The organism is Actinomadura citrea, assembly GCF_013409045.1.
In the GTDB taxonomy this organism is placed as follows: domain Bacteria; phylum Actinomycetota; class Actinomycetes; order Streptosporangiales; family Streptosporangiaceae; genus Spirillospora; species Spirillospora citrea.
Map to the genome: position 1 here is coordinate 8,135,382 of NZ_JACCBT010000001.1, position 21,312 is coordinate 8,156,693.

Here is a 21,312-nt window from a genome sequence, read left to right on the forward strand (position 1 = left end):
GACGGGCTCAGGCGGCCATCCTTGGGAACCCGACCGCCCGAGAGGCCGCCCGCCTGCGCTGCGTCGCGCGGGTTCTCTCGCCGTCGAGATAGTTGCGGTGCCAGGCTATCGCGCACGTCCCGCCCGCCACCGCCCAGGTGCGCCTCCCGGCATGCCACCCGCCCCGAACAGGCGGAAGGCCGTCCCAGAACATTCCGGGACGGCCTTCTGTCCCCGCGTGCGCGGGGAGCACTAGCCGTTGATCTTCTTCTGGAGGTTGGTGTCGAGCGCCTCCAGGAAGTCCTGCGTCGTCAGCCACGGCGTCTGGGCGCCGACGAGCAGGGCCAGGTCCTTGGTCATCTGACCGCTCTCGACGGTCTCGATGCAGACCTGCTCCAGCTTGCGGGCGAAGTCGACGACCTCGGGCTGGCCGTCGAGCTTGCCGCGGTGCTCCAGCCCGCGCGTCCAGGCGAAGATCGACGCGATGGGGTTGGTCGACGTCGGCTTGCCCTGCTGGTGCTGCCGGTAGTGCCGGGTCACCGTGCCGTGCGCGGCCTCGGCCTCGACGGTCTTGCCGTCGGGGGTCATGAGGACGGACGTCATGAGGCCGAGGGAGCCGAAGCCCTGCGCGAGGGTGTCGGACTGGACGTCGCCGTCGTAGTTCTTGGCGGCCCAGACGAACCCGCCCTCCCACTTCAGCGCCGCCGCGACCATGTCGTCGATCAGCCGGTGCTCGTAGGTGAGGCCCTTGGACTCGAAGTCCGACTTGAACTCGGACTCGTAGATCTCCTGGAAGAGGTCCTTGAACCGGCCGTCGTAGGCCTTGAGGATCGTGTTCTTCGTGGACATGTACAGCGGCATCTCGCGGCTCAGCGCGTACCGCATGCTCGTCCGGGCGAAGTCGCGGATCGAGTCGTCGTAGTTGTACATGCCCATGGCCACGCCGCCACCGGGGAACGAGGCGACCTCGAACTCCATCGGCTCGTCGCCGTTGTCGGGGGTGTAGGTGATCGTCACCTTGCCCGGGCCCGGCACGACGAAGTCGGTGGCCTTGTACTGGTCGCCGTGGGCGTGGCGGCCGATGATGATCGGCTTCGTCCAACCGGGGACCAGGCGGGGGATGTTGGAGGCGATGATCGGCTCACGGAAGATCACGCCGCCCAGGATGTTGCGGATCGTCCCGTTCGGGGACCGCCACATCTTCTTCAGGCCGAACTCCTCGACGCGCGCCTCGTCGGGGGTGATGGTCGCGCACTTGACGCCGACGCCGTGCTCCAGGATGGCCCTGGCGGCGTCGACGGTGACCTGGTCGTCCGTGGCGTCACGGTGCTCGATCCCGAGGTCGTAGTACTTCAGGTCAACATCGAGGTAGGGCAGGATCAACTGGTCCTTGATGAATTTCCAGATGATCCGCGTCATTTCGTCGCCGTCGAGTTCGACGACCGGGCCCGCTACTTTGATCTTGGGCATGCTGTTGCTGTCCCTTTCCTACACCTGGCCAGCAGTCCTTGTAAGGCTCAACTGGCTAGGCTAGCCGAGGCGGTCATGAGGTCTAGACCTGGCCTTGCCCCGCGGCCCACCGTCTCCGCCCCGACCTGCGCCGACGCGCTAGCCGGGCGGCTCTTCGACCGTCCGGGACGAGCGCCCGGCGATGAGCAGCCGCACACCGCGCACCAGCATCGTGAGCGCGATCAGGACGCCGAACGCGCCGGCGAGGACGAGCCCGGTCTTGTTCATCGGCGGGACGCTCAGCGACACGAACGCGACCATCTCGCCGAGGATCACGAGCGTCCAGCAGTCGACCGACCGGCTCCGGACGGCGAGCGGGCCGAGCTGCGACTCGGGCAGCAGCAGCCGGGCGAGCGCGCCGATGAGCAGCGCGGCGGCCATCAGGCCCGAGCCCTTGCGGAAGTAGTTGAAGGCGCACAGCGTGAGCCCCGCGCCGACGCCGCTGAGCACGAGGAGGTACGGCAGCCGCGCGAGCCAGTGCGGGGCGGCGCTCCTCCGACGCGGCGCCTTGCGCCTGCGCCGGTGCACCTGGGTGCTCATGGCCCTCACGGTATAGGCAATCGGGTCCCGGCACGACATCGCGCACCCCCTCCGGCGGGAGTGGGCCGCGAGGGGACGCGAATGAGTCGGGACGGAGACGCAAGGGGGGCCGCGGGGGAAGAGTCCGGCTTGTCACCCGCCGCCGAAATGCGGATGGGACCTATGTGCCCAAGGTGATGGCCGAGAGCCCGGAATCCCCTGCGCCATCGGTCCTACTCGCCAGTAGGAGGGTGTGACGGCATGGCACCCGGGTAACCCGGCAGACAGGGGTCGCTAACTAGCTGGGAGGACTGCCGTGGAGGGGCCGTTCATGCGGATCGAGGACAGCGGGCTGGTGGTGCCGCTGCGCCCCGACGTGACGACGGTCGGGAGAGGGAGAGGAGTGGACATCCGCCTCGACGACCCGAGTGTGTCCCGTTTGCACGCAGAGATCGTCCGTCGTGGCCCGTACGTCTACGTGGTGGACATGGGCCTGTCCCGCAACGGGACGCGCGTCAACGGCCGGCCGATCGCCCGTCGCGTGCTGGAGGACGGTGACGTCGTGAGCTTCGGCACGGCGCGCTGCCGGTTGGGGGGCATCCCCCGTGAGGAGGTCGACCCGGACGTCGAACTGCGGCGCGCCGTCGCGCCCGAGCTCACCCGCCGGGAGGTCGACGTGCTGACCTCGCTGTGCCGGCCCGCCCTGTCCGACGAGGCGTTCGTGGCCCCGGCCACGGCACGCGACATCGCCGGCGAGCTGGTCGTCACGGAGGCCGCGGTCAAGCAGCACCTGCTGCGCCTCTATCAGAAGTTCCGGATCCCCGAGGGCGCCAACCGGCGCACTCGGCTCGCCAACGAGGTCATCGCGATGGGCCTCGTCCGCCCGCTGCCGCCGGTGCACGTGCCCCAGCAGGGCCGTCCGCCGGTCGACGGGCGCGTCCCCGGGGTGCGCGGCACCACCGAGACGCGCCGGCCGGGCACGACCGGTCACGCTCACGCCCCGGGCCGCCCGGCGCACAGCACGGCCGCGGGACGGAGGGCCAGCTGATGTGAGACCTGCGGTCGCCCTCCCCCGGCAGCGCAACCAGAGGGCGATCGCTCAGCCCCCGATGCGGCCGCGTAAGTGACGGCGCGGCCCAGGGCGACGCGGGCGGGGGCCGCCACCTCGGTGCCGGTGGCGGCCCCCGCAGCGCGCCCGTCTCCGGGCGGTCCTGTCTGAGGACGGCGCCTGATCAGGCGGTCGGCTCGGCGGCCTGCTCGGCGGCCTCGACGACGTTCGCGAGGAGCATGGCGCGGGTCATCGGGCCGACGCCGCCGGGGTTGGGCGCGACCCAGCCGGCGACGTCGCGGACGTCGGCGGCGACGTCCCCGGCGAGCTTGCCGTCCACGCGGGACACGCCCACGTCGAGGACGGCCGCGCCGGGCTTGACCATGTCGGCGGTGATGAGGCCGGGCACCCCGGCGGCCGCCACGACGATGTCGGCCCTGCGGGTGTGCTCGGCGAGGTCGCGGGTGGCGGTGTGGCAGAGGGTGACGGTCGCGTTCTCGGTGCGGCGCGTCAGCAGCAGGCCGAGGGAGCGGCCGACGGTGATGCCGCGGCCGACGACGGTGACCTCGGCGCCCCTCAGCGGGACGTCGAAGCGGCGCAGCAGCTCGACGATGCCCTTCGGCGTGCACGGCAGCGGGCCGGGCTGCATCAGGACGAGCCGGCCGAGGTTGACCGGGTGCAGGCCGTCGGCGTCCTTGGCCGGGTCGATGCGCTCCAGCACGCGCTGCTCGTCCAGGCCCTTCGGGAGCGGCAGCTGGACGATGTAGCCGGTACAGGCGGGGTCGGCGTTCAGCTCGGCGACGGCGCGCTCCACCTCGTCCTGCGAGGCGGTGGCGGGCAGGTCGCGGCGGATGCTCTCGATGCCGACCTCGGCGCAGTCGCGGTGCTTCATGTTCACGTACGAGTGGCTGCCGGGGTCGTCGCCGACGAGGACGGTGCCGAGCCCGACGGAGACGCCGCGGTCGCGCAGCGCCTCGACGCGGACCTTGAGGTTCGAGCGGATCTCGGCGGCCGTGGCCTTGCCGTCCAGAATCTGTGCCGTCATGCGTTCCTCCGCGTGGATCTCGGGCGGGACCGGGCCCCGGGCCCAGAGCCCGGCCGGAAGGGGTCCCGTCCACCCAGGCGCGCGGTGTCCGGACTGTCGTTCGCTCCCCGGTGGTGATCCACCTTGACCGCGCCAGTCGCGTAGGCCCCCCATGCTAACCGGCCGCCTGGAGACGGCGGCGACTCGGCCTCACGGGAGGAGGCCGCACGAGTGGCTTGCGGAAAAGGGCGTCAAGTGGCTCTGCCGGATGCCGTCCCGAGGCTCCTAACGTGCTCCCCATGAGCGACGAATGGTTCGAGCGACCCGTCCTGACCGGGCGATACGTGCGGTTGGAGCCGCTGTCCGCCGAGCACGCCGCCGGCCTGTTCGAGGCGTCCAAGGACCCGGACCTGTGGACGTGGATGAGCCAGCGGCAGCCGGAGAGCGCCGGGGACATGCGCGCGCAGGTCGACAAGGCGCTGGCGGCCTGCAAGCGCGGGCTGCGCGTGCCCTGGGTCCAGATCGACGCGGCGACCGGCGAGGTCGCCGGGACGACGTCGTACTACGAGATCTCCCCGTCCGACCGCGGCCTGTGCATCGGCCACACCTGGATCGGGGCGCGGTGGCACCGGACGGGCCTCAACACCGAGGCGAAACTGCTCCTCATGGGACGCGCGTTCGGCGACCTCGGGGCGATCCGGGTCGGCTGGCACACGCACGCCCGCAACGAGCGGTCGCGTGCGGCGATCGAGCGGCTCGGGGCGTCGTTCGAGGGCGTCCACCGCAAGCACCGGATCCGCGCGGACGGTTCGATCCGCGACACCGCCGCCTACGCGATGACGGACGACGACTGGCCCGCCGCCGAACGCGCCCTGCGCGCGAGACTGCGCTGAGCGGTACCGGTACGGCCGGCCCCGGGCGCTCAGTCCTCGGAACGCTGGCGCCAGCCGATGAGGCGGTCGGTGCCGTGCCAGCCGAGCTGGGCGGCGAGCACCGCGGCCAGGAACGCGGCGACCAGCCCGATCACCTGCCGGGACTCCATCAGCAGCAGGTCGGCCTGGTAGACCACGCCGAGCATGAGGGACATCAGCAGATTCATCCCGCCTCCACCACGGAACGCCCGCGCCGAGGTCAAGGGAGGGTCAGGGGGCGCGGCAGCCTGAGGGTACCCGTCCGGCGGCGGTGCGCGGTCCCGCGGCGGGAAACAGGTTGCGAAAGCACGGGTCGCGGAAGGACGGGCCGCGGAAGCAGGGGCGCGGCGCCGGGCCGGTCCGCCGTCAGTGGATGATCGCGATGAAGATCAGGCAGCAGAGGATGTTGACCATCCAGCTGTTGTTCGTCATCCACGTCCGCGCGCGGGGCATGGCGCGTTCCGCGCGCTTGTGGAACAGCAGCAGTCCCAGCAGTGGCAGCGCCGCGACCAGGAGGGTGGCCCCGATGAAGACGGCCGCCGCCGCCACGCCCTCGTGGTGCTGCTCCAGGTTGGCCCCCACCGTGAGCATCACGATGATGTCGGAGGGCATCAGAATGATCAGCAGCAGCCCGGTCTTGAACGCCCGGCCGGGTCCGGCGTTCATCAGCGACCCGAGCCATTTGGGGGGCTCGATCGTGGCGCGTTTCACGTAGTTGCGCAGGATGGCGAGCAGCAGCAGCGCGATCAGCACGTACTGGACGATCTTTCCCACCGAGCTGTCGTCGGACGCCTGGCCGATCGACACGTTGCTGCCCACCAGCGCGAAGATGCCCCGCGCGACGGAGACGCCCACGGTCGCCGAGATGGCCACACCGGCCAGGAACGCCAGGGAGGTCCGCACCGGCCTCGGGGTCGTCACCAGGATGATCGCGGACATGATCTGGGGTCCCGCCATCATCGTGATGGCCAGCGGGAGCACCTGAAGACTCATGGCCCCTCCCCGCCGTGACTCCCGCAGCACGGGAACCGCCCTCGTCAGGACTCACGGTAGGGGAGCGATCGGGGCCCGACCCGCAGGTCGACGCGTTCTTGACCGGGGCTGATCCTTTCCTCTGCCCGGGCATGCGCCCGATGGCCCGCACCTGGGGCGCGGCTGACCCGCCGCTGAGGGGCACGGACGCGGCGTCCCGCGTCCTCCCGGGCCGAGAGGCGCACAGGCGCGCCGGCGGGACCTTCCCCGCCGGCGCGCCTGGGGACGGCGTGCCTCGTGAACGCTCAGTGGAAGAAGTGCCGGACCCCGGTGAAGTACAGGGTGATGCCGGCCTTCTCCGCCGCGGCGATCACCTTGTCGTCGTTGACGGACCCGCCGGGCTCGACGATCGCGCGGACGCCCGCCTCGGCCAGCACCTCCAGGCCGTCCGGGAACGGGAAGAACGCGTCGGACGCGCCCACCGACGCCGCGGCCCGCTCCTGCCCGGCCCGCGCGACGGCGAGCTTGGCGGAGTCGACCCGGTTGACCTGCCCCATGCCGACGCCGACGGTGGCGCCGTCCGCGGCCAGCAGGATCGCGTTGGACTTCACCGAGCGGATCGCCCGCCACGCGAACACCAGGTCGCGCAGGGTCGCCTCGTCCGCGGCGGCGCCGGTCTTGAGCTCCCAGGCGGACGGGTCGTCGCCGTCCGCGTCCACGCCGTCCACGTCCTGCAGCAGCACGCCGCCGTCGACGCGCCGGTACTCGACGCCGCCCGCCGGGGCGTCCGGGCAGACCAGCAGGCGGATGTTCTTGAAGCGGTCCTTCAGGACGGTCACGGCCTCGTCCTCGAAGGACGGGGCGACCAGCACCTCGGCGAAGCTCTCGGTGACCTGGCGGGCCAGGTCGGCGGTGACCGGCCGGTTCGCCGCGATCACGCCGCCGTACGCCGACACCGGGTCGCAGGCGTGCGCCCGGCGGTGCGCCTCGGCGATGTCCGCGCCGACCGCGATGCCGCACGGGTTGGCGTGCTTGATGATCGCGACGCACGGCTCGGTGAAGTCGTAGGCGGCGCGGCGCGCGGCGTCGGTGTCGACGTAGTTGTTGTAGGACATCTCCTTGCCGTAGAGCTGCTCGGCCCCGGCCAGGCCCTTCTCGCCCGGCGAGCGGTACAGGGCGGCCCGCTGGTGCGGGTTCTCGCCGTACCGCAGGGTGTTCGAGCGCTCCCAGGTGGCCCCGAGGAAGTCGGGCCACCGCGTCTCGGCGGCGGTCTCGTCGGGCGCGTAGTCACCGGCGAACCAGGAGGCCACGGCCACGTCGTAGGACGCGGTGTGCGCGAACGCCCGCGCGGCCAGGCGGCGGCGCTCCTCCAGGGTGAACCCGCCGGCCCTCACGGCGTCCAGGACGGTCCCGTAGGCGGACGGGTCCACCACGACGGAGACGCTCGCGTGGTTCTTCGCGCCGGCGCGGACCATCGTGGGCCCGCCGATGTCGATCTGCTCGACGCACTCGTCCGGCGTCGCGCCCGAGTCCACCGTGTCGGCGAACGGGTACAGGTTCACGACCACGAGGTCGAACGGCTCGACGGCCAGATCGTCGAGCTGCTGGAGGTGGTCCTCCTTGCGCCGGTCGGCGAGCAGGCCCGCGTGCACCTTCGGGTGCAGGGTCTTGACCCGCCCGTCCAGGCACTCGGGGAACCCGGTGAGCTTCTCCACCCTCATCACCGGGACGCCGGCGGCGGAGATCCGGCCCGCCGTCGACCCGGTCGAGACGATCTCCACTCCCGCCTCGTGCAGGCCGCGGGCCAGCTCCTCCAGCCCGGACTTGTCGTACACACTGATCAGCGCGCGCTTAATCGCCACCCGACTCACCGGCCGAGCTCCCCTCTTGATCGGACGAACCCCTGTCAGAACCGCTGTCGGAAGGACCCCTCGCGGAGGCCTCGCCGCCGGGCGGGTCCGCGCAGGTCCGGCACTTCATCGAGACCCGCCTGCCGCGCGCGGTCCACCCGTCGCGGGCCAGCCGTCCGACGACGTCGACGAGGAGCCGGCGCTCCACCTGCTTGATCCGCTCATGCAGGGAGTCTTCGTCGTCATGCCAGCCCACGGGGACGGTCTCCTGGGCGATGACGGGTCCGGTGTCCACGCCTTCGTCGACGAAGTGAACCGTACAGCCCGTGACCTTCACCCCGTACGCCAGGGCGTCCCGTACGGCGTGCGCGCCGGGGAAGGACGGCAGCAGCGCGGGGTGGGTGTTGACCGTCCGGCCGCCGAAGCGCGCCAGGAACCGCGGGCCGAGGATCTTCATGAAGCCGGCGGACACCACGAGGTCGGGCTCGTACTCGGCCACCGTCTCGGCGAGCGCCGCGTCCCAGTCGTCCCGAGACGGGAAATCCGGTATGCAGAGGGTAAAAGCGGGCAATCCCGCCCGTTCAGCGCGCTCGGTTCCGGCGATATGGGGGCGGTCCGCCCCCACGGCCACCACTTTCGCCCCGTAGGCTGGATCCGCGCACGCGTCGAGCAGCGCTTGTAGGTTGGTCCCCGCGCCGGAGACGAGGACGACGAGCCGGGCGGACACCATTACTCCCCGGTGGACGTTGCTGGGACACACGAAGCCTATCGGGCGACCTCGGCGCCGCCTCACCCCAGACCGCCCGAACCGGAGCCCGAACGAGCCAGACAGTACGTACGCAGACGGTACGAACGCAGACCGTACGAACACACCCGCATGGAACCCCTATGCGCACGGCCAAGGAGGAGAAGAACGTGAGCGACCAGCCGGACCGTCCGGCCCAGCCCGAAGACCGCCCGGACGGGCGGCCGGCGGGAGAGCCGCCCGCGGAGCCGCGCCAGGGCGGGCGGGGCACCGGCTGGCGGGCCCTGTGGCTCGGCGGCATCGCCCTGCTGACCGCGTTCTTCTTCTATCCGCTCGGCCTGGTGCTCGGCGTCGCCGCGCTCGTCGTCGGCATCAGGGCCCGCCGGGGCGCGCGCCGCACGCACGACGCCGCCCCCGGCGCCGTCCCCGGCATCGTGCTCGGGTCGATCGGGCTGGTGTTCTCGCTGCTGTCGGTCTCCCTGACGGCGTTCCTCTGGACGGAGCTGAGCGGCTACCAGAGCTGCGTCAGCGCGTCCAACACCACCGCCGACAAGCAGGCGTGCCGCGCGGAGTTCTACCCGAAGATCGAGAAGAAGCTCGACCTGCCCGCCGGCAGCATGGACAAGTACGGCGACCTGCTCTGACCGGCCGTCCCCCGGAGCCGCCCGGCTAGGCGTCCTGGTCGGGGTCGTCGCGGAGGACGTAGATGGCGCCGCCCCGGTTCTCGGTGCGGCCCGAGTCCTCGCGGGGCGGGGGGACGGGACGCCGCTCATCCGCTGGCTTCCGCCCGCCGGGCTCGTGCGGTCCGCCGGGCTCCTCGGGCTCCAGGTGCCCCTCGACGACGATCGTGCCGTCGCCCGGCGGCTGGGGTTCGTCCTTGACGGGGCCGGGGGCCGGTTCCGTCCGGCGGCGGGGCCGCCGGGGCGCGAGGACGGGCTCGGCCTCCTCGAACTCCAGCGGGTCCGGAGCGTGCGGGGCCTTCGGCGCCGGTTTGGGCGGGCCTTCCAGGCGCAGGTCGTCATCCCCGGGGACGGGCGCGGACAGCGGCACGGCCGGCTCCGGAACCGCCCGCACCGGCTTCTTCGGCTTGGCGGGCTTCTTCGCCGCCCCCTTCGTGGAGGGCGCCTTCTCGGCAGGGGCCTTCTCGGCCGCCCGCTTCTCGGCCGCCCGCTTCTCGGCCGCCCGCTTCTCGGCCGCCCGCTTCTCGGCCGCCCGCTTCTTGGAGCCCGGCTTCCTGGACGGGGCGCTCGCCGGACGCCGCAGCACCATCCAGTTCGCCACCCACGCCGCGATCGCCGCGGAGATCCCCACCTCAAGGGCGGCCAGCAGCCCCACCTGCCACGCGGACGGGCCCACGGTCGCCATCCGTCCGCCGCCCAGCGGGCCCCCGGCCAGCGCGCTCAGCAGCGCCGCGACGGCCCCGGTCAGGGCGCCGGACACGAAGCCCCACAGCGGCGCCCCCTCCGACACCGGGCTCGGCAATGACCGGATCGTCAGGACGCCGCCCACCGCACCCGCGACGAACGGCGCCGCCAGCGCCAGCAGTGAGATCGCGGGCGCCGGGCCCGGCTGGGGAAGGGCGGCGAGCGGCGGGAACGCGGGCACGGCGTCCAGGAACACCCCGGTCGGGGAGACGCTCGTCCCGGCGCCGACGGAGAAACCGGGCCCGACCGCGTACGCCATGCCCCAGATCGCCGCGTTCGGCAGGAACGCCAGCTCGACCAGCAGCAGGAGGACGCCGCCGACGGCTCCGGGGGCGAGCATGTCGTAGAGGTCGCCGGCGTCCGACAGGTGGGTGGCGAGGGACCCGCCGACGAGCAGCGCCCCCGACGCGAGCAGCACGCTCAGCGACCCCGCCACGCCGATCACCAGGGAGCGCGGCCGTTCGGGCAGCAGCCGCAGCAGGGCGCCCAGCCCGGACCGGACCCGCCGCCCCCGCGCCTCCGCCGCCACCACCGCCCGCGCCGCGCCGAGCCCGCCCGCGACGGCGGCGACGAGGAAGCACCCGACGAGCGCCTGCCACGCCGACGGCCGCACCTCCGCGGACGCCGCCGCGAGCGCGAGCAGCCCGGCCAGCGCCGCGTACGGGGCGGCCAGCGCGACGGCCACGTGCAGGACCGCGGTGCGCTGCCGGTGCGGCAGCCCGGCCACCCGGATCATCCAGCCGCCGCCCCGGTACAGCAGGACACCGGGCAGGACGAGCACGCCGAGCGGAAGGAGCCCGAACCGCCCCTGCCCGTAGGAGAAGCCCGCGTGGTGCGAGACCAGCCAGAAGTTCACGGCCGTCCGGAACACGCCGGCCAGGCCGTGGCCGAGCGCGGTCTTCGGCGCGGCGATCCAGCCGATCAGCGTGATCGTGGTGAGCACGGCGAGTCCGATGCCGATGCACCACAGCGCCGCGACGAGCCCCGTCACGTACAGCGGCCTGGCGGGCGCGGACGGCGGGCGCCCGCGCCCGGAGTCCGCGCCCGGCGGCGCGGCGGCCCGGCCCGCTTCGCCCGGAGGCGGCGCGGCCTTCGGGGCGCCCTTCGACGGTGCACCCTTCGACGGTGCGGCCTTGGACGGCTCCCGCTTCGCACGCTGCCCGGGGGTCTTGTCGCTCACCGGTCCATGCTGGCACCGCGCCCGCCCCCGCACGGCCCGCCCGCCCGGCGTGTCGCCTTTGTGATCACTCCCCGCGGCTTCGCGGTCGCGCCCGCCGACGGCACGCCGCGCGGCCGGGACGCGAAAGACGCCCGGGCCGCAGGGCGGCTCGGGCGTCTTTCGGGTGGTCCGGGGGGATCAGCTCTTCTGCATGATCTCCCGCATGAGGACGGCGGTCTCGCTCGGGGTCTTGCCGACCCGGACGCCGACCTTCTCCAGGGCCTCCTTCTTCGCCTGCGCGGTGCCGGCGGAGCCGGACACGATGGCGCCGGCGTGGCCCATGGTCTTGCCCTCGGGGGCGGTGAACCCGGCGACGTAGCCGACGACCGGCTTGGTCACGTGCTGCTCGATGTAGGCGGCGGCGCGCTCCTCGGCGTCGCCCCCGATCTCACCGATCATCACGATGGCGTCGGTCTCCGGGTCGTCCTGGAACGCCTGGAGCGCGTCGATGTGGGTCGTCCCGATGACGGGGTCGCCGCCGATGCCGACGCAGGTGGAGAAGCCGATGTCGCGCAGCTCGTACATCATCTGGTAGGTCAGCGTGCCCGACTTGGACACCAGGCCGATGCGGCCGGGGGTCGTGATGTCGGCCGGGATGATGCCGGCGTTGGACTTGCCGGGGGACGCGATGCCGGGGCAGTTCGGCCCGATGATGCGGGTCTTGTTCCCCTTCGACTCCGCGTACGCCCAGAAGTAGGCGGTGTCGTGCACCGGGATGCCCTCGGTGATGACGACGCAGAGCGGGATCTCGGCGTCGATCGCCTCGACCACGGCGTCCTTGGTGAACTTCGGCGGCACGAACACGACGGAGACGTCCGCGCCGGTCTCCCGCATGGCCTCGGCCACGGTGCCGAACACCGGGAGGGTCGTGCCGTCGAAGTCGACCGACTGCCCGGCCTTGCGGGCGTTCACGCCGCCGACGACCTGGGCGCCGGAGGCGAGCATCCGGCGGCCGTGCTTGGTGCCCTCGGAGCCCGTGATGCCCTGGACGATGATCTTGCTGTTCTCGGTGAGCCAGATGGCCATTGTCATGCACCTGCCGCTGCGAGTTCGGCGGCGCGCCTGGCCGCGTCGTCCATGGTGTCGACCTGCTGGACGCCGGGCAGCGCCGCATCGTTGAGGATCTTTCGCCCGAGCTCGGCGTTGTTGCCGTCCAGCCGGACGACGAGCGGGCGGTTGACGGTCTCGCCGCGGTCGGCCAGCAGCTTGTAGGCCGACACGATGCCGTTGGCGACGGCGTCGCAGGCGGTGATGCCGCCGAAGACGTTCACGAAGACGGACCTGACGTCGGCGTCGGACAGGACGATCTCCAGCCCGTTCGCCATCACCTCGGCGGACGCGCCGCCGCCGATGTCGAGGAAGTTCGCGGGCTTCTGGCCGTTGAACTGCTCGCCCGCGTAGGCGACCACGTCGAGGGTGGACATGACGAGCCCGGCGCCGTTGCCGATGATGCCGACGCTGCCGTCCAGCTTGACGTAGTTGAGGTCCTTGGCCTTCGCCGCCGCCTCCAGGGGGTCGGCCGCGGCCTTGTCCTCCAGCCTCTCGTGGTCGTCCTGGCGGAACGAGGCGTTGTCGTCCAGGGAGACCTTGCCGTCGAGGGCCTTCACCTGGCCGTCGGCGGTGAGGATCATCGGGTTCACCTCGACGAGGGAGGCGTCCTCGTCGAGGAAGACGGCCCACAGCCGCTCGATCAGCTCGGCGGCGCCGTCGAGGGCCTCCTGCGGGAGGCGGCCCTTCTCGGCGATCTCGCGGGCCCGGGCGCGATCGACGCCCTCCAGCGGCGAGACCGGCACCATCGCCAGCCGGTCGTGCGGCACCTCCTCGATCTCCACGCCGCCCTCGACGGAGCAGATGGACAGGAAGGTCCGGTTGGCGCGGTCGAGCAGGAAGGAGAAGTAGTACTCCTGCGCGATCGCGCTGCCCTCCTCGACCAGGACCTTGTGGACCGTGTGGCCCTTGATGTCCATGCCGAGGATCTGGCCGGCGAGCTGCTCGGCCTCGTCGGCGGAGTCGGCCAGCTTCACGCCGCCGGCCTTGCCGCGGCCGCCGGTCTTCACCTGGGCCTTGACGACGACCTTCGAGCTCCCCGCGGCGAACAGCTCCGCCGCGATGGCCCGGGCTTCCTGGGGAGTATGGGCGACCTTGCCGGTGGGCACCGGTACCCCGTACTCGGCGAAGAGTTCCTTCGCCTGATGTTCGAACAGGTCCACGAGGGCGTCCTTTTACGGATCGACAGCCGAATGTGCGACCACACGAGTGGGGGTTACACGGGTGTCCGTGCGGCCGGCACTCTGCGGTCCGCTCCGTCGAAGCAGCCTAGTCAACCCGTCTTGATGGTGACGCCGCCGGGTCCATATGTCACGCGGACTTCTCTTGAACGGGAGCGCGCGGGGCGGTAGGTGTGCTCATCCTCAAGGGAGGGCACGAGTGGCTCGTGAGGAGGATGAACCGATTGACATAGTTTGATGTACTAATTCGGCGAGACGGCCAGGCGGACAGGGGGCGAACGCATGGCGATGGCGGAGAGACGGGACACGTCCGTCGCGGCACCCGTGCCCGCCGCGCCCGTCATATCCGTCCCGCCGCCCGCGGGCGGGCCCACCGCTCCGCGCAGGCGCGTCGCGGCGCGCGGGCGCTCGGGCGCCCGCAAGGTGCGGCGCACCGCGGGCCTGCTCATCGTGGCGGCGCTCGTCGCGACCGGCGGCGCCACCGTCCCCGAGCCGCCCGACCCCGGCTGGGCGAGCCCCGGGCTCGTCGGCGGCGGCGGATGGCCGTTCGCGGGCGTCCCGCTGGCCCCCGACCAGGCCGAGGGGGCCTCCTACCTGCCGGGCAGCTCGGTCGTCAGGCTCGCGGACGGGCAGGTCCGGTTCGTCCCGTCCGGCGGCGAGGCGCCGATCACCGTGGACGCCTCCGACCCGCGGGTGGGCCGGGCGGTCCGGTCCGACGGCGCATGGCTGGCGCAGGGCACCGTCCCGGGAGGCGGGACGAACGAGGCCTACCGCGACATGGCGACGCGCGCCCTGCTCGACCTCCGGCTCCTCACCCGCCCGAACGGCGCGTCCCTCGCGTCCTGGTACTCCAAGTGGCGGTACTGCTGGCCCCGCGACTCCGCGTTCGCCGTGGCCGCGTTCACCGTGACCGGCCATCCGGCCGAGGCGCGCCGCATCCTGTACTTCCTCGCCCGGGCGCAGCACGACAACGGCATGTGGGCCGCGCGGTACAACGCCGACGGGACGGCCGTCGCCGACGGCCGCGCCCCGCAGCTCGACTCGCTCGGCTGGGTGCTGTGGTCGACGTGGTTCTACCGCGTCCGGGCCGCGGACCAGGACGAACTGCCCACGCTGTGGCCGATGGTGCAGCGCGCCGCCGACCATCTGGCACGCTCCCTGGACGCCGAGGGGCTGCCGCCCGCCTCGTCCGACTACTGGGAACGCGACCACCGGCGCGAGCAGGACCCGCGGCGCCCGACGCTCGGCGTGGTCGGCCCCGCGCTGGCGGGGCTGCGCGCGGCGGCCGACCTCGCGCGGATGCGCGGCGAGGACGCGAAGGCGGCGGAGTGGCGGCACGCGGCGCAGCGGGTCTCGGACGCGGTGGCCAGGCAGTTCGCCCCCTACGGCTACCCGCGCTCCCCCATCCCCGGCGGGCTGATGGACACCTCGGTGACGTTCCTCGCGCCGCCGTTCGCACCGGCCGATCCGGGCGTGACCACCGCGATCGGGGACGCCGCGCGCAAGCAGGCGCTGCCGAACGGGGGCGTCCTGCCGGGCGAGCGCTGGTCGGGCGACCCCGACGTCGCCTGGACCCCGGAGACCGCGCTGTTCGGGCTGAACGCGGCCGCGTCGGGCCGCAAGGACGAGGCGCTGGAGCGGCTCGACTGGCTCTCCGCGCACCGCACGTCCCTGGGCGTCCTGCCGGAGAAGGTCGGCGTGACGGGCAGGCCCGCGGGCCCGGCGCCCCTGGGCTGGACGGCGTCGCTGGTCCTGCTGAGCCTCTCCGCGCTGGACCGGCCGCTTCCCGTCCCGTGACGGGGAGGATCTAGCCGAACTGCTCGTAGCCGAGCTTCAGCACGAGGGCGGTGACGACACAGAGCAGGACGGCACGGACGAAACCGGCACCGCGGTTGATCGCCATGTGGGCGCCGAGCTGCGCGCCGACGCTGTTGCAGACCGCCATGGCCAATCCGATGGCCCACAGCACGTGCCCCTGCGCCGCGAACACGGCGAGCGCGCCCAGGTTGGTGCCCGCGTTGATGATCTTCGAGGTGGCGGAGGCGTTGACGAAGTCCATGCCGAGCAGCATGGTGAACGCGATCACCAGGAACGTCCCGGTCCCCGGACCGAGGAGCCCGTCGTAGAAGGCGATCGCGACGCCCGGGACGAGGACGGCGGCGGCGACCCGGCGGCGCGTCCGCAGCACCGGCTGCGGGAGCCGGCCGAGATCCGGTTTGAGCACCACGATCGCGGCCACCGCCAGCAGGACGACCATGATGACGGGTTTCAGCACGTCCGAGGAGATCGCCGCCGCGCAGAGGGCGCCGCCGGCGGCGCAGCACACCGCGAGCAGCCCCGCCGGGACGGCCACCCGGACGTCCGGCTTGGCCTTGCGCGCGTAGGCGATGGCGGCCGACGTGGTGCCCGCGATCGAGCCCAGCTTGTTGGTGGCGAGCGCGGTCGCGACCGGCTGTCCCGGGTTGAGCAGCAGCAGCGCGGGCAGCTGGATCAGCCCGCCGCCCCCGACCACGGCATCGACCCAGCCCGCCGCGACGGCGGCGGCCAACAGCAAGGCGATCTGCTCGGCGTGCACGGGGCTCCCGGGAGGTAAGGAGTAAAAGACGGATCACCAATTACCCTAGCGGGCCGCCTCCACCGCCCCTCCGCCCGCCCACTCCCCGGGGAGGGGGTCGCTCTCTCAGCGGGCTTTCCATTCGTCGGCGAGCACCGCCCACACCTGGACGTCGCGGCGGTCGCCGTCGAGGACGAACGCCTGCCGCAGGACGCCCTCGCACGTCATCCCGAGCCGTTCCGCCACGGCGGCGCTCGCGGTGTTGCGCGGGTCGCACAGCCACTCCACCCGGTGCATCCCCCGCGTGCCGATCGCCCAGTCGATCATGATGCGGACGGCCTTGGTGATCAGCCCGCGCCCCCGGGCCTCGGCCGCGAGCCAGACGCCCGCCTCGCAGACGCCCTGCGCGGCGTCGAACGTCCGGAAGACCGTGCCGCCCTGGAGGACGCCGTCCACCCAGATGCCGTAGAGGCGGCCCTCGTCCCTGGCCTGCTTGTAGGCGTAGGCCTGGAGCAGCTCACGGGCCGTCTCCTCGTCCACCACGGTCCGGGCCCAGGGGATGTACCGGTCGATGTCCTTGCGGACCCGGTCGGCGTGCTCGGCGAACTCGGCCGCCTGCCAGGGCTCGAACGGGCGCAGCTCAGCGCCCTCGGCGAGCGTGCGAGCGAACATGGGGCCTCCCCGGGGAGTACGTACCGAACGTTTGTTATGTACTCTACGGGAATGCCTGCCCGAGGTGATCACGACGCCCGGCGCCGGGACGTGACCGAGGCCGTCTGGCGCGTCCTGGCCGGCCGCGGCTTCGGCGGCCTGACCCTGCGCGCGGTCGCGGCGGAGATGGACGCGTCCACCGGACTGCTCACCCACTACTTCCCGAACAAGCAGGCCCTCGTCGCGTACGCCCTGGACCTCGCCGACGAGCGCACCGCGAGCCGCGCGCTCCGCGAGGCCCCGCCCGGCCTGGCGTCCCTGCGCGCCGCGCTCCTGGACGTCCTGCCGCTGACCCCCGCCGCGTCGGCCATGAACCGCATCTGGGTGAGCTCGTGGGACGTCGCGCTCGCCGATCCCGGGCTCGGCGAGCGCCAGCGGCGCCGCTACGAGAACTGGCGCGCGCGCCTCCGCCCCCACGTCGCCACCGCCGTCGAGCGCGGCGAACTGCCCGCCGGGCCCGGCACGGACGACGCCGTCGCGGCCGCCGCCGCGTTCACGCACGGCCTGGTCGTGCACGCCCTGTTCGACCCGGACGCCTACCCGGCCGCCCGCCAGACCGCGATGCTGGACGCCTTCCTCGCCGCCCTGACCACGGGTCACCCCATGCCCACGGCGCCCGGCGCGGACGCATAATGTCCCGATGACCAAGCCGCGCACACTGCGCTGCCCGCGCCACCTCGGCATGATCCTCGCCGGAGTCGCCATCGCCGCCCTCTTCGGCGTCGTGGCGACCGAGAAGGCCCGCGACGGCGCGGGCGCCCCGGCTCTCGCCGCCGGCACCGCCTGCTTCGCCCTCGCGCTCGGCGTCGTCCCCCAGCTGCGGACACGCATGATCCTGGACGCGGAGGGCCTCACCCTCGTCTCGGGGTACGGCCGCCGCCGGTTCGCGTGGACGGAGATCATCGAGATCAGCGCGGACGCCCACCACGGCTTCTGGCTGCTCCAGGTGCGATCCGAGGAACGCGAGCGCCAGGCCGCCTTCTTCCCCGTCAGACTGGCGGCGATGCCGGTGGACCAGGGCACCCGCTTCAGAGAACCGTCCGGCGACACCCCCTACGGCCTCTACCGCCTGCACGCCGAACTCTGGGAGGGATGGCGGCGCCACGCCTCGCCGCTGCCCCAAGGCCACGGCGACGGGGCGGACGCCGCTGAGTCATCCTGATCCCATGACGATCAGGACGCGCGCCCTCGGTGACGACTTCGCCGCCCCCATCGACGACCGCTACCTCGAGGACTACACCGCCGGCACCACCTACGAGTACGGCCACGTCACCGTGGACGAGGCGGAGATCATCGAGTTCGCCCGCCGCTTCGACCCGCAGCCCATCCACGTGGACCCGGACTTCGCCGTGTCCGGGCCGTTCAAGGGCATCATCGCCAGCGGCTGGCACACCGGCTCGATCATGATGCGGCTGTTCGCCGACCACTTCCTGTCCCGGGTGGCCAGCCTCGCCTCCCCCGGCGTGGACGAGCTGCGCTGGCCCGCTCCCGTCCGTCCCGGCGACACCCTGCGCCTGCGCGTCGCCGTCCTGGAGGCCCGCCCGTCCCGCTCCAAGCCGGACCGCGGCATCGTCAGCACCCGCGCCGAACTCCTCAACCAGGACGACCAGGTCGTCCTGCACACCCTGCCGGCGAACCTCCTGCGCCGCCGCCCGGCCTGATCAGCGCGCGCCCTCCCGCACCGGCCGCGGCTCGGCGGCCGGCACGAGGACGGCGGGCTCGGGCAGCGTCCGGAACAGCAGCCAGGCCAGCGCGGGCAGCGCGATCAGCGGGGCGAGGGCGACGCGCAGCGACGCGGCGTCGGCGACGGCGCCGAGGACGGGGCTCGCGAGGCCGCCGACGCTGACCGTCAGGCCGAGGGTGACGCCGCCGGCGGTGCCGACCCGCGTGGGCAGGTAGTCCTGCCCGAGGGTGACCTGCAGCGAGAACGGGACGTAGAGGCCGGCTGAGGTCAGCGCGACGAACAGGTAGAGCGCCGGGCCGGGCACGAACACGATGCCCGCGACGGCGACCACGGTCAGCAGGTACGACCGGCGCACGACGGTGACCCGGTCCCAGCGGGCGGCAAGGGAACCGCCCGCCACGGTGCCGACCGCGCCCCCGATGTACAGGACGAACAGCGCCGCCGTGCCCGCCGCCACTCCCCCTCCCGTGCGCTGCCGCGCGTAGAACGAGATGAACGTGCTCAGCCCCACGAACACGATCGACCGGCAGATCACGGCAAGCGACAGCTTGATGAAGGAGCGTGCGTCGTCCACCCCGGTCGTCGTGCCGGCGCGCCCGCCGGAGGCCGTCCCCGCGAGGGCGCGCAGGACGGGCAGGCAGACGACGCTGCCCGCGAGCGCCGGCACCGCGAGGAACGGCGTGCACCGCAGGCCCCCCGTCGCGACGACCGCCGCGACCAGGAGCGGCGCGAGCGCGAACCCGAGGTTGCCGCCGACGGAGAACCAGCTCATCGCCGTGTGGCTTCCCTTGCTCGCCTTCCGCGCGACCCGGGCGGACTCGGGGTGGTAGGCCGCGACCCCGATCCCGGAGATCGCCACGAACGCCAGGGTGAGGGCGTAGTCGCCGCTGAGGCCGCTCAGGGCGATTCCCATTCCCGCCAGAAGCGTGCTCAGCGGGAGCAACCAGGGCATCGCCCACCGGTCGGTGAGCGCGCCGAACAGCGGCTGCGCCACCGAGGACAGCAACGACGCAGCGAGCACGATCCCCGAGGCGGCGGCGTAGGTGTAGGCGCGCTCGGCCACGAAGAACGGGACGAGGGCCGTCACGGACCCCTGGTAGACGTCCACGCAGGCATGCCCGGCGGACAGCAGGAGAACCGACCCTGTTTCTCGGGAACTCGTGGCTTCTCGTGAACTCGTCGACACGTCCCTCATGCTCGCGCCGCGGACCGGTGTCGGACTTCCGATAATCTGCCAACCGATGCAGGAAACCCGCCATCAATCGATCGCACCGACCCGAGCGCGCTCGCTCGCGCCGGGCGCCGCCATCGACGCCCACCGCCACGACGACCACCAGATCACCTACGCCGGACGGGGCGTGGTGGCCGTCACCACCGACGCGGGCTCCTGGGTGGCGCCCGCCGACCGCGCCATCTGGATCCCGGCCGGGGCCGTCCACGCCCACCAGGCCCACGGCGAGCTCGAACTGCACCTGGTCGGCCTGCCCGCGACCGCCAATCCGCTCGGGCTGAACGAGCCGGCGGTGCTCGGCGTCAGCCCCCTGTTGCGCGAACTGATCCTCGCCTACACCCGCGATCCGGACGACGACACCCCCGCCCGGACCCGGCTGCGCGCCGTCCTGCTGGACCAGCTGCGCGTCTCGGCCCAGCAGCCGCTGCATCTGCCCGCCCCGACCGTGCCGCACCTCAGGGCGCTGTGCGGCATCCTGCACGCCGACCCCGCCGACGACCGGACCCTCGCCGAACTGGGCAGGGAGGTCGGCGCGAGCGACCGCACCCTCTCCCGGCTCTTCAGGAGCGATCTCGGGATGACGTTCCCGCAATGGCGCACCCAACTGCGCCTGTACCACGCGCTGATCCTCCTGGCCGAGAACACACCGGTGACCACCGTGGCCCACCAGTGCGGCTGGTCGTCCGCCAGCAGCTTCATCGACGTCTTCCGCCGAGCCTTCGGCCACACCCCGGGCACCCACCACCCCGCATGAGCGGGCCGGCGGGAGGGGTCAGTTCTTCAGGAAGTCCAGCAGGTCGGCGTTGAACCTCTCCTTGTCGCCCGGCACGAGCGCGATCCCGTGGGAAGACCCCTCGTACACCTTCAGGACGGCGTTCGGAATGATCTTGGCGGCCTTGCGGGCGGTGGCGTCGATCGGCACGATCTGGTCGTCGTCGCCGTGCACGATCAGCGTCGGGATGTCGAACCTGCGCAGATCCTCGTGGAAGTCGGTGCGGGCGAAGGCGTCCACGCACTTCACGCCGGCCTGGATGGTCTCGTGCATGCCCATGAACCAGAACGCGTCGCGGTTGCCCTGGGTGGCCTTGGCGCCCGGACGGTTCGCGGAGAAGAACGCCTCCGAGGCGTCCTTCCAGTACTGCGAGCGTTCGCGCAGGATGCCGTTCTTGATCTCCTCGAACGCCTGCTCGGGCACGCCCTCGGGGTTGTCCTCGGTCTGGAGCATGAGCGGCGTGATCGCCGACAGCAGGACGACCTTGCGGACCCGCCCGGTGCCGTGGCGCCCGATGTAGCGGGCCAGCTCGCCGCCGCCCATCGAGTGCGCGACCAGCGTGACGTCCCGCAGGTCGAGCCGGTTGATCAGATCGTTGAGGTCGTCGGCGAAGGTGTCGAAGTCGTAGCCGTCGAAGGGCTGGCTGGAGCGTCCGTGCCCCCGGCGGTCGTGGGCGATGCCGCGGTAGCCGTTGTCGGCCACCATCTTCAGCTGGTCCTCCCACGCGTCGGCGTTGAGCGGCCAGCCGTGGATGAAGACCACGGTGTGCCCGCTGCCCCAGTCCTTGTAGAAGATCTCGTTGCCGTCGCGAGTGGTGACGAATCCCATGCTCGAACCCCCGTAGCGCTCCTGTGGACACGATGGCCGGGACGGCCGTGCCACGCAGCGACAGAACGGCCGTTCAGCAACCAGCCGCACCGATACCCCGGCTA

Annotated in this window: 22 protein-coding genes and 1 riboswitch; of the genes, 8 read left to right on the top strand and 14 right to left on the bottom strand. The window is 72.6% G+C overall.

The window, feature by feature from the left end; all coding sequences use genetic code 11:
- Positions 1-231 precede the first annotated feature (231 nt).
- The gene (locus tag BJ999_RS37155; RefSeq protein WP_179837575.1) at positions 232-1,449 is read right to left on the bottom strand and encodes an NADP-dependent isocitrate dehydrogenase; all 1,218 of its coding nucleotides are present in this window, start codon (positions 1,447-1,449) and stop codon (positions 232-234) included.
- 138 nt (positions 1,450-1,587) lie between these two features.
- Positions 1,588-2,028 carry a DUF3017 domain-containing protein gene (locus BJ999_RS37160; protein ID WP_179837576.1) on the bottom strand — a complete coding sequence of 147 codons (441 nt, stop codon included), beginning with the start codon at positions 2,026-2,028 and terminating at the stop codon, positions 1,588-1,590.
- A 295-nt stretch (positions 2,029-2,323) separates the two neighbouring features.
- Between BJ999_RS37160 and BJ999_RS37165 the strand changes: the two genes are divergently transcribed.
- The gene (locus tag BJ999_RS37165; protein ID WP_179837577.1) at positions 2,324-3,055 is read left to right on the top strand and encodes an FHA domain-containing protein; all 732 of its coding nucleotides are present in this window, start codon (positions 2,324-2,326) and stop codon (positions 3,053-3,055) included.
- 184 nt (positions 3,056-3,239) lie between these two features.
- Here BJ999_RS37165 and BJ999_RS37170 read toward each other — a convergent pair whose 3' ends face one another.
- Entirely contained in the window at positions 3,240-4,100 is an 861-nt protein-coding gene (locus BJ999_RS37170) for a bifunctional methylenetetrahydrofolate dehydrogenase/methenyltetrahydrofolate cyclohydrolase (protein WP_179837578.1), read from the bottom strand.
- Between the two features lie 64 nt (positions 4,101-4,164).
- Positions 4,165-4,250, bottom strand: a riboswitch (ZMP/ZTP riboswitch).
- A 128-nt stretch (positions 4,251-4,378) separates the two neighbouring features.
- Here BJ999_RS37170 and BJ999_RS37175 point away from each other — a divergent pair.
- Positions 4,379-4,972 (top strand): GNAT family N-acetyltransferase, encoded by a 594-nt coding sequence (locus tag BJ999_RS37175; RefSeq protein WP_179837579.1) that lies wholly within the window; start codon positions 4,379-4,381, stop codon positions 4,970-4,972.
- 29 nt (positions 4,973-5,001) lie between these two features.
- On the opposite strand, the gene BJ999_RS37180 is transcribed toward BJ999_RS37175, so the two are convergent.
- From BJ999_RS37180 to purN, 4 genes are all read right to left on the bottom strand, one after another.
- Positions 5,002-5,178 carry a hypothetical protein gene (locus BJ999_RS37180; protein WP_179837580.1) on the bottom strand — a complete coding sequence of 59 codons (177 nt, stop codon included), beginning with the start codon at positions 5,176-5,178 and terminating at the stop codon, positions 5,002-5,004.
- Between the two features lie 178 nt (positions 5,179-5,356).
- Positions 5,357-5,983 carry a GAP family protein gene (locus tag BJ999_RS37185; protein WP_179837581.1) on the bottom strand — a complete coding sequence of 209 codons (627 nt, stop codon included), beginning with the start codon at positions 5,981-5,983 and terminating at the stop codon, positions 5,357-5,359.
- A 284-nt stretch (positions 5,984-6,267) separates the two neighbouring features.
- Positions 6,268-7,833 (bottom strand): bifunctional phosphoribosylaminoimidazolecarboxamide formyltransferase/IMP cyclohydrolase, encoded by a 1,566-nt coding sequence (purH, locus tag BJ999_RS37190; RefSeq protein WP_179837582.1) that lies wholly within the window; start codon positions 7,831-7,833, stop codon positions 6,268-6,270.
- The gene (purN, locus tag BJ999_RS37195) at positions 7,814-8,542 is read right to left on the bottom strand and encodes a phosphoribosylglycinamide formyltransferase (protein WP_179837583.1); all 729 of its coding nucleotides are present in this window, start codon (positions 8,540-8,542) and stop codon (positions 7,814-7,816) included. The genes purH and purN overlap by 20 nt, the downstream gene beginning before the upstream one ends.
- A gap of 158 nt (positions 8,543-8,700) precedes the next feature.
- Between purN and BJ999_RS37200 the strand changes: the two genes are divergently transcribed.
- Positions 8,701-9,201 (top strand): hypothetical protein, encoded by a 501-nt coding sequence (locus BJ999_RS37200; protein ID WP_179837584.1) that lies wholly within the window; start codon positions 8,701-8,703, stop codon positions 9,199-9,201.
- A 25-nt stretch (positions 9,202-9,226) separates the two neighbouring features.
- On the opposite strand, the gene BJ999_RS37205 is transcribed toward BJ999_RS37200, so the two are convergent.
- The 3 genes from BJ999_RS37205 to sucC all read right to left on the bottom strand — a co-directional run bounded on the left by BJ999_RS37205 (position 9,227) and on the right by sucC (position 13,410).
- Positions 9,227-11,161: a cell division protein PerM gene (locus BJ999_RS37205; RefSeq protein ID WP_229810498.1), complete on the bottom strand. Its 1,935-nt coding sequence runs from the start codon at positions 11,159-11,161 to the stop codon at positions 9,227-9,229.
- Between the two features lie 177 nt (positions 11,162-11,338).
- The gene (gene sucD / locus BJ999_RS37210) at positions 11,339-12,226 is read right to left on the bottom strand and encodes a succinate--CoA ligase subunit alpha (RefSeq protein ID WP_179837585.1); all 888 of its coding nucleotides are present in this window, start codon (positions 12,224-12,226) and stop codon (positions 11,339-11,341) included.
- Between the two features lie 2 nt (positions 12,227-12,228).
- Positions 12,229-13,410, bottom strand: coding sequence for an ADP-forming succinate--CoA ligase subunit beta (gene sucC, locus BJ999_RS37215; RefSeq protein WP_179837586.1), 1,182 nt, complete (start codon positions 13,408-13,410; stop codon positions 12,229-12,231).
- A 300-nt stretch (positions 13,411-13,710) separates the two neighbouring features.
- Between sucC and BJ999_RS37220 the strand changes: the two genes are divergently transcribed.
- Complete coding sequence (locus BJ999_RS37220; RefSeq protein ID WP_229810499.1) at positions 13,711-15,225, top strand: glycoside hydrolase family 15 protein; 1,515 nt, start codon at positions 13,711-13,713, stop codon at positions 15,223-15,225.
- Between the two features lie 10 nt (positions 15,226-15,235).
- Here BJ999_RS37220 and BJ999_RS37225 read toward each other — a convergent pair whose 3' ends face one another.
- Both BJ999_RS37225 and BJ999_RS37230 read right to left on the bottom strand, forming a co-directional pair.
- Positions 15,236-16,003, bottom strand: coding sequence for a sulfite exporter TauE/SafE family protein (locus BJ999_RS37225; protein ID WP_179837587.1), 768 nt, complete (start codon positions 16,001-16,003; stop codon positions 15,236-15,238).
- 105 nt (positions 16,004-16,108) lie between these two features.
- On the bottom strand, positions 16,109-16,654 hold the full coding sequence (locus tag BJ999_RS37230; protein ID WP_179837588.1) for a GNAT family N-acetyltransferase: 546 nt from the start codon (positions 16,652-16,654) through the stop codon (positions 16,109-16,111).
- Positions 16,655-16,705: 51 nt separating this feature from the next.
- Here BJ999_RS37230 and BJ999_RS37235 point away from each other — a divergent pair, with 51 nt between their 5' ends.
- From BJ999_RS37235 to BJ999_RS37245, 3 genes are read left to right on the top strand one after another with little or no spacing between them, the layout of a single operon-like run.
- Entirely contained in the window at positions 16,706-17,326 is a 621-nt protein-coding gene (locus tag BJ999_RS37235; protein WP_179837589.1) for a TetR/AcrR family transcriptional regulator, read from the top strand.
- Positions 17,327-17,333: 7 nt separating this feature from the next.
- Positions 17,334-17,855 (top strand): PH domain-containing protein, encoded by a 522-nt coding sequence (locus BJ999_RS37240; RefSeq protein ID WP_179837590.1) that lies wholly within the window; start codon positions 17,334-17,336, stop codon positions 17,853-17,855.
- A 4-nt stretch (positions 17,856-17,859) separates the two neighbouring features.
- Positions 17,860-18,354, top strand: a complete 495-nt coding sequence (locus tag BJ999_RS37245) for a MaoC family dehydratase (RefSeq protein WP_179837591.1) — start codon at positions 17,860-17,862, stop codon at positions 18,352-18,354.
- Here the strand turns inward: BJ999_RS37245 and BJ999_RS37250 are convergent, their stop codons facing one another.
- Positions 18,355-19,485: an MFS transporter gene (locus tag BJ999_RS37250; RefSeq protein ID WP_229810500.1), complete on the bottom strand. Its 1,131-nt coding sequence runs from the start codon at positions 19,483-19,485 to the stop codon at positions 18,355-18,357.
- A 133-nt stretch (positions 19,486-19,618) separates the two neighbouring features.
- Here BJ999_RS37250 and BJ999_RS37255 point away from each other — a divergent pair, with 133 nt between their 5' ends.
- On the top strand, positions 19,619-20,362 hold the full coding sequence (locus BJ999_RS37255; RefSeq protein ID WP_179837593.1) for an AraC family transcriptional regulator: 744 nt from the start codon (positions 19,619-19,621) through the stop codon (positions 20,360-20,362).
- Positions 20,363-20,380: 18 nt separating this feature from the next.
- Here the strand turns inward: BJ999_RS37255 and BJ999_RS37260 are convergent, their stop codons facing one another.
- Entirely contained in the window at positions 20,381-21,208 is an 828-nt protein-coding gene (locus BJ999_RS37260) for an alpha/beta fold hydrolase (RefSeq protein WP_179837594.1), read from the bottom strand.
- Positions 21,209-21,312: the final 104 nt, after the last annotated feature.

Bases quoted from the DNA above. Each gene is read 5' to 3' on its own strand.
- BJ999_RS37155 (WP_179837575.1), bottom strand. From the start codon at position 1,449: ATGCCCAAGATCAAAGTAGCGGGCCCGGTCGTCGAACTCGACGGCGAC.
- BJ999_RS37160 (WP_179837576.1), bottom strand. From the start codon at position 2,028: ATGAGCACCCAGGTGCACCGGCGCAGGCGCAAGGCGCCGCGTCGGAGG.
- BJ999_RS37170 (WP_179837578.1), bottom strand. From the start codon at position 4,100: ATGACGGCACAGATTCTGGACGGCAAGGCCACGGCCGCCGAGATCCGC.
- BJ999_RS37175 (WP_179837579.1), top strand. From the start codon at position 4,379: ATGAGCGACGAATGGTTCGAGCGACCCGTCCTGACCGGGCGATACGTG.
- BJ999_RS37180 (WP_179837580.1), bottom strand. From the start codon at position 5,178: ATGAATCTGCTGATGTCCCTCATGCTCGGCGTGGTCTACCAGGCCGAC.
- BJ999_RS37185 (WP_179837581.1), bottom strand. From the start codon at position 5,983: ATGAGTCTTCAGGTGCTCCCGCTGGCCATCACGATGATGGCGGGACCC.
- purN (WP_179837583.1), bottom strand. From the start codon at position 8,542: ATGGTGTCCGCCCGGCTCGTCGTCCTCGTCTCCGGCGCGGGGACCAAC.
- BJ999_RS37200 (WP_179837584.1), top strand. From the start codon at position 8,701: ATGCGCACGGCCAAGGAGGAGAAGAACGTGAGCGACCAGCCGGACCGT.
- sucD (WP_179837585.1), bottom strand. From the start codon at position 12,226: ATGGCCATCTGGCTCACCGAGAACAGCAAGATCATCGTCCAGGGCATC.
- BJ999_RS37220 (WP_229810499.1), top strand. From the start codon at position 13,711: ATGGCGATGGCGGAGAGACGGGACACGTCCGTCGCGGCACCCGTGCCC.
- BJ999_RS37230 (WP_179837588.1), bottom strand. From the start codon at position 16,654: ATGTTCGCTCGCACGCTCGCCGAGGGCGCTGAGCTGCGCCCGTTCGAG.
- BJ999_RS37235 (WP_179837589.1), top strand. From the start codon at position 16,706: ATGCCTGCCCGAGGTGATCACGACGCCCGGCGCCGGGACGTGACCGAG.
- BJ999_RS37240 (WP_179837590.1), top strand. From the start codon at position 17,334: ATGACCAAGCCGCGCACACTGCGCTGCCCGCGCCACCTCGGCATGATC.
- BJ999_RS37245 (WP_179837591.1), top strand. From the start codon at position 17,860: ATGACGATCAGGACGCGCGCCCTCGGTGACGACTTCGCCGCCCCCATC.
- BJ999_RS37255 (WP_179837593.1), top strand. From the start codon at position 19,619: ATGCAGGAAACCCGCCATCAATCGATCGCACCGACCCGAGCGCGCTCG.
- BJ999_RS37260 (WP_179837594.1), bottom strand. From the start codon at position 21,208: ATGGGATTCGTCACCACTCGCGACGGCAACGAGATCTTCTACAAGGAC.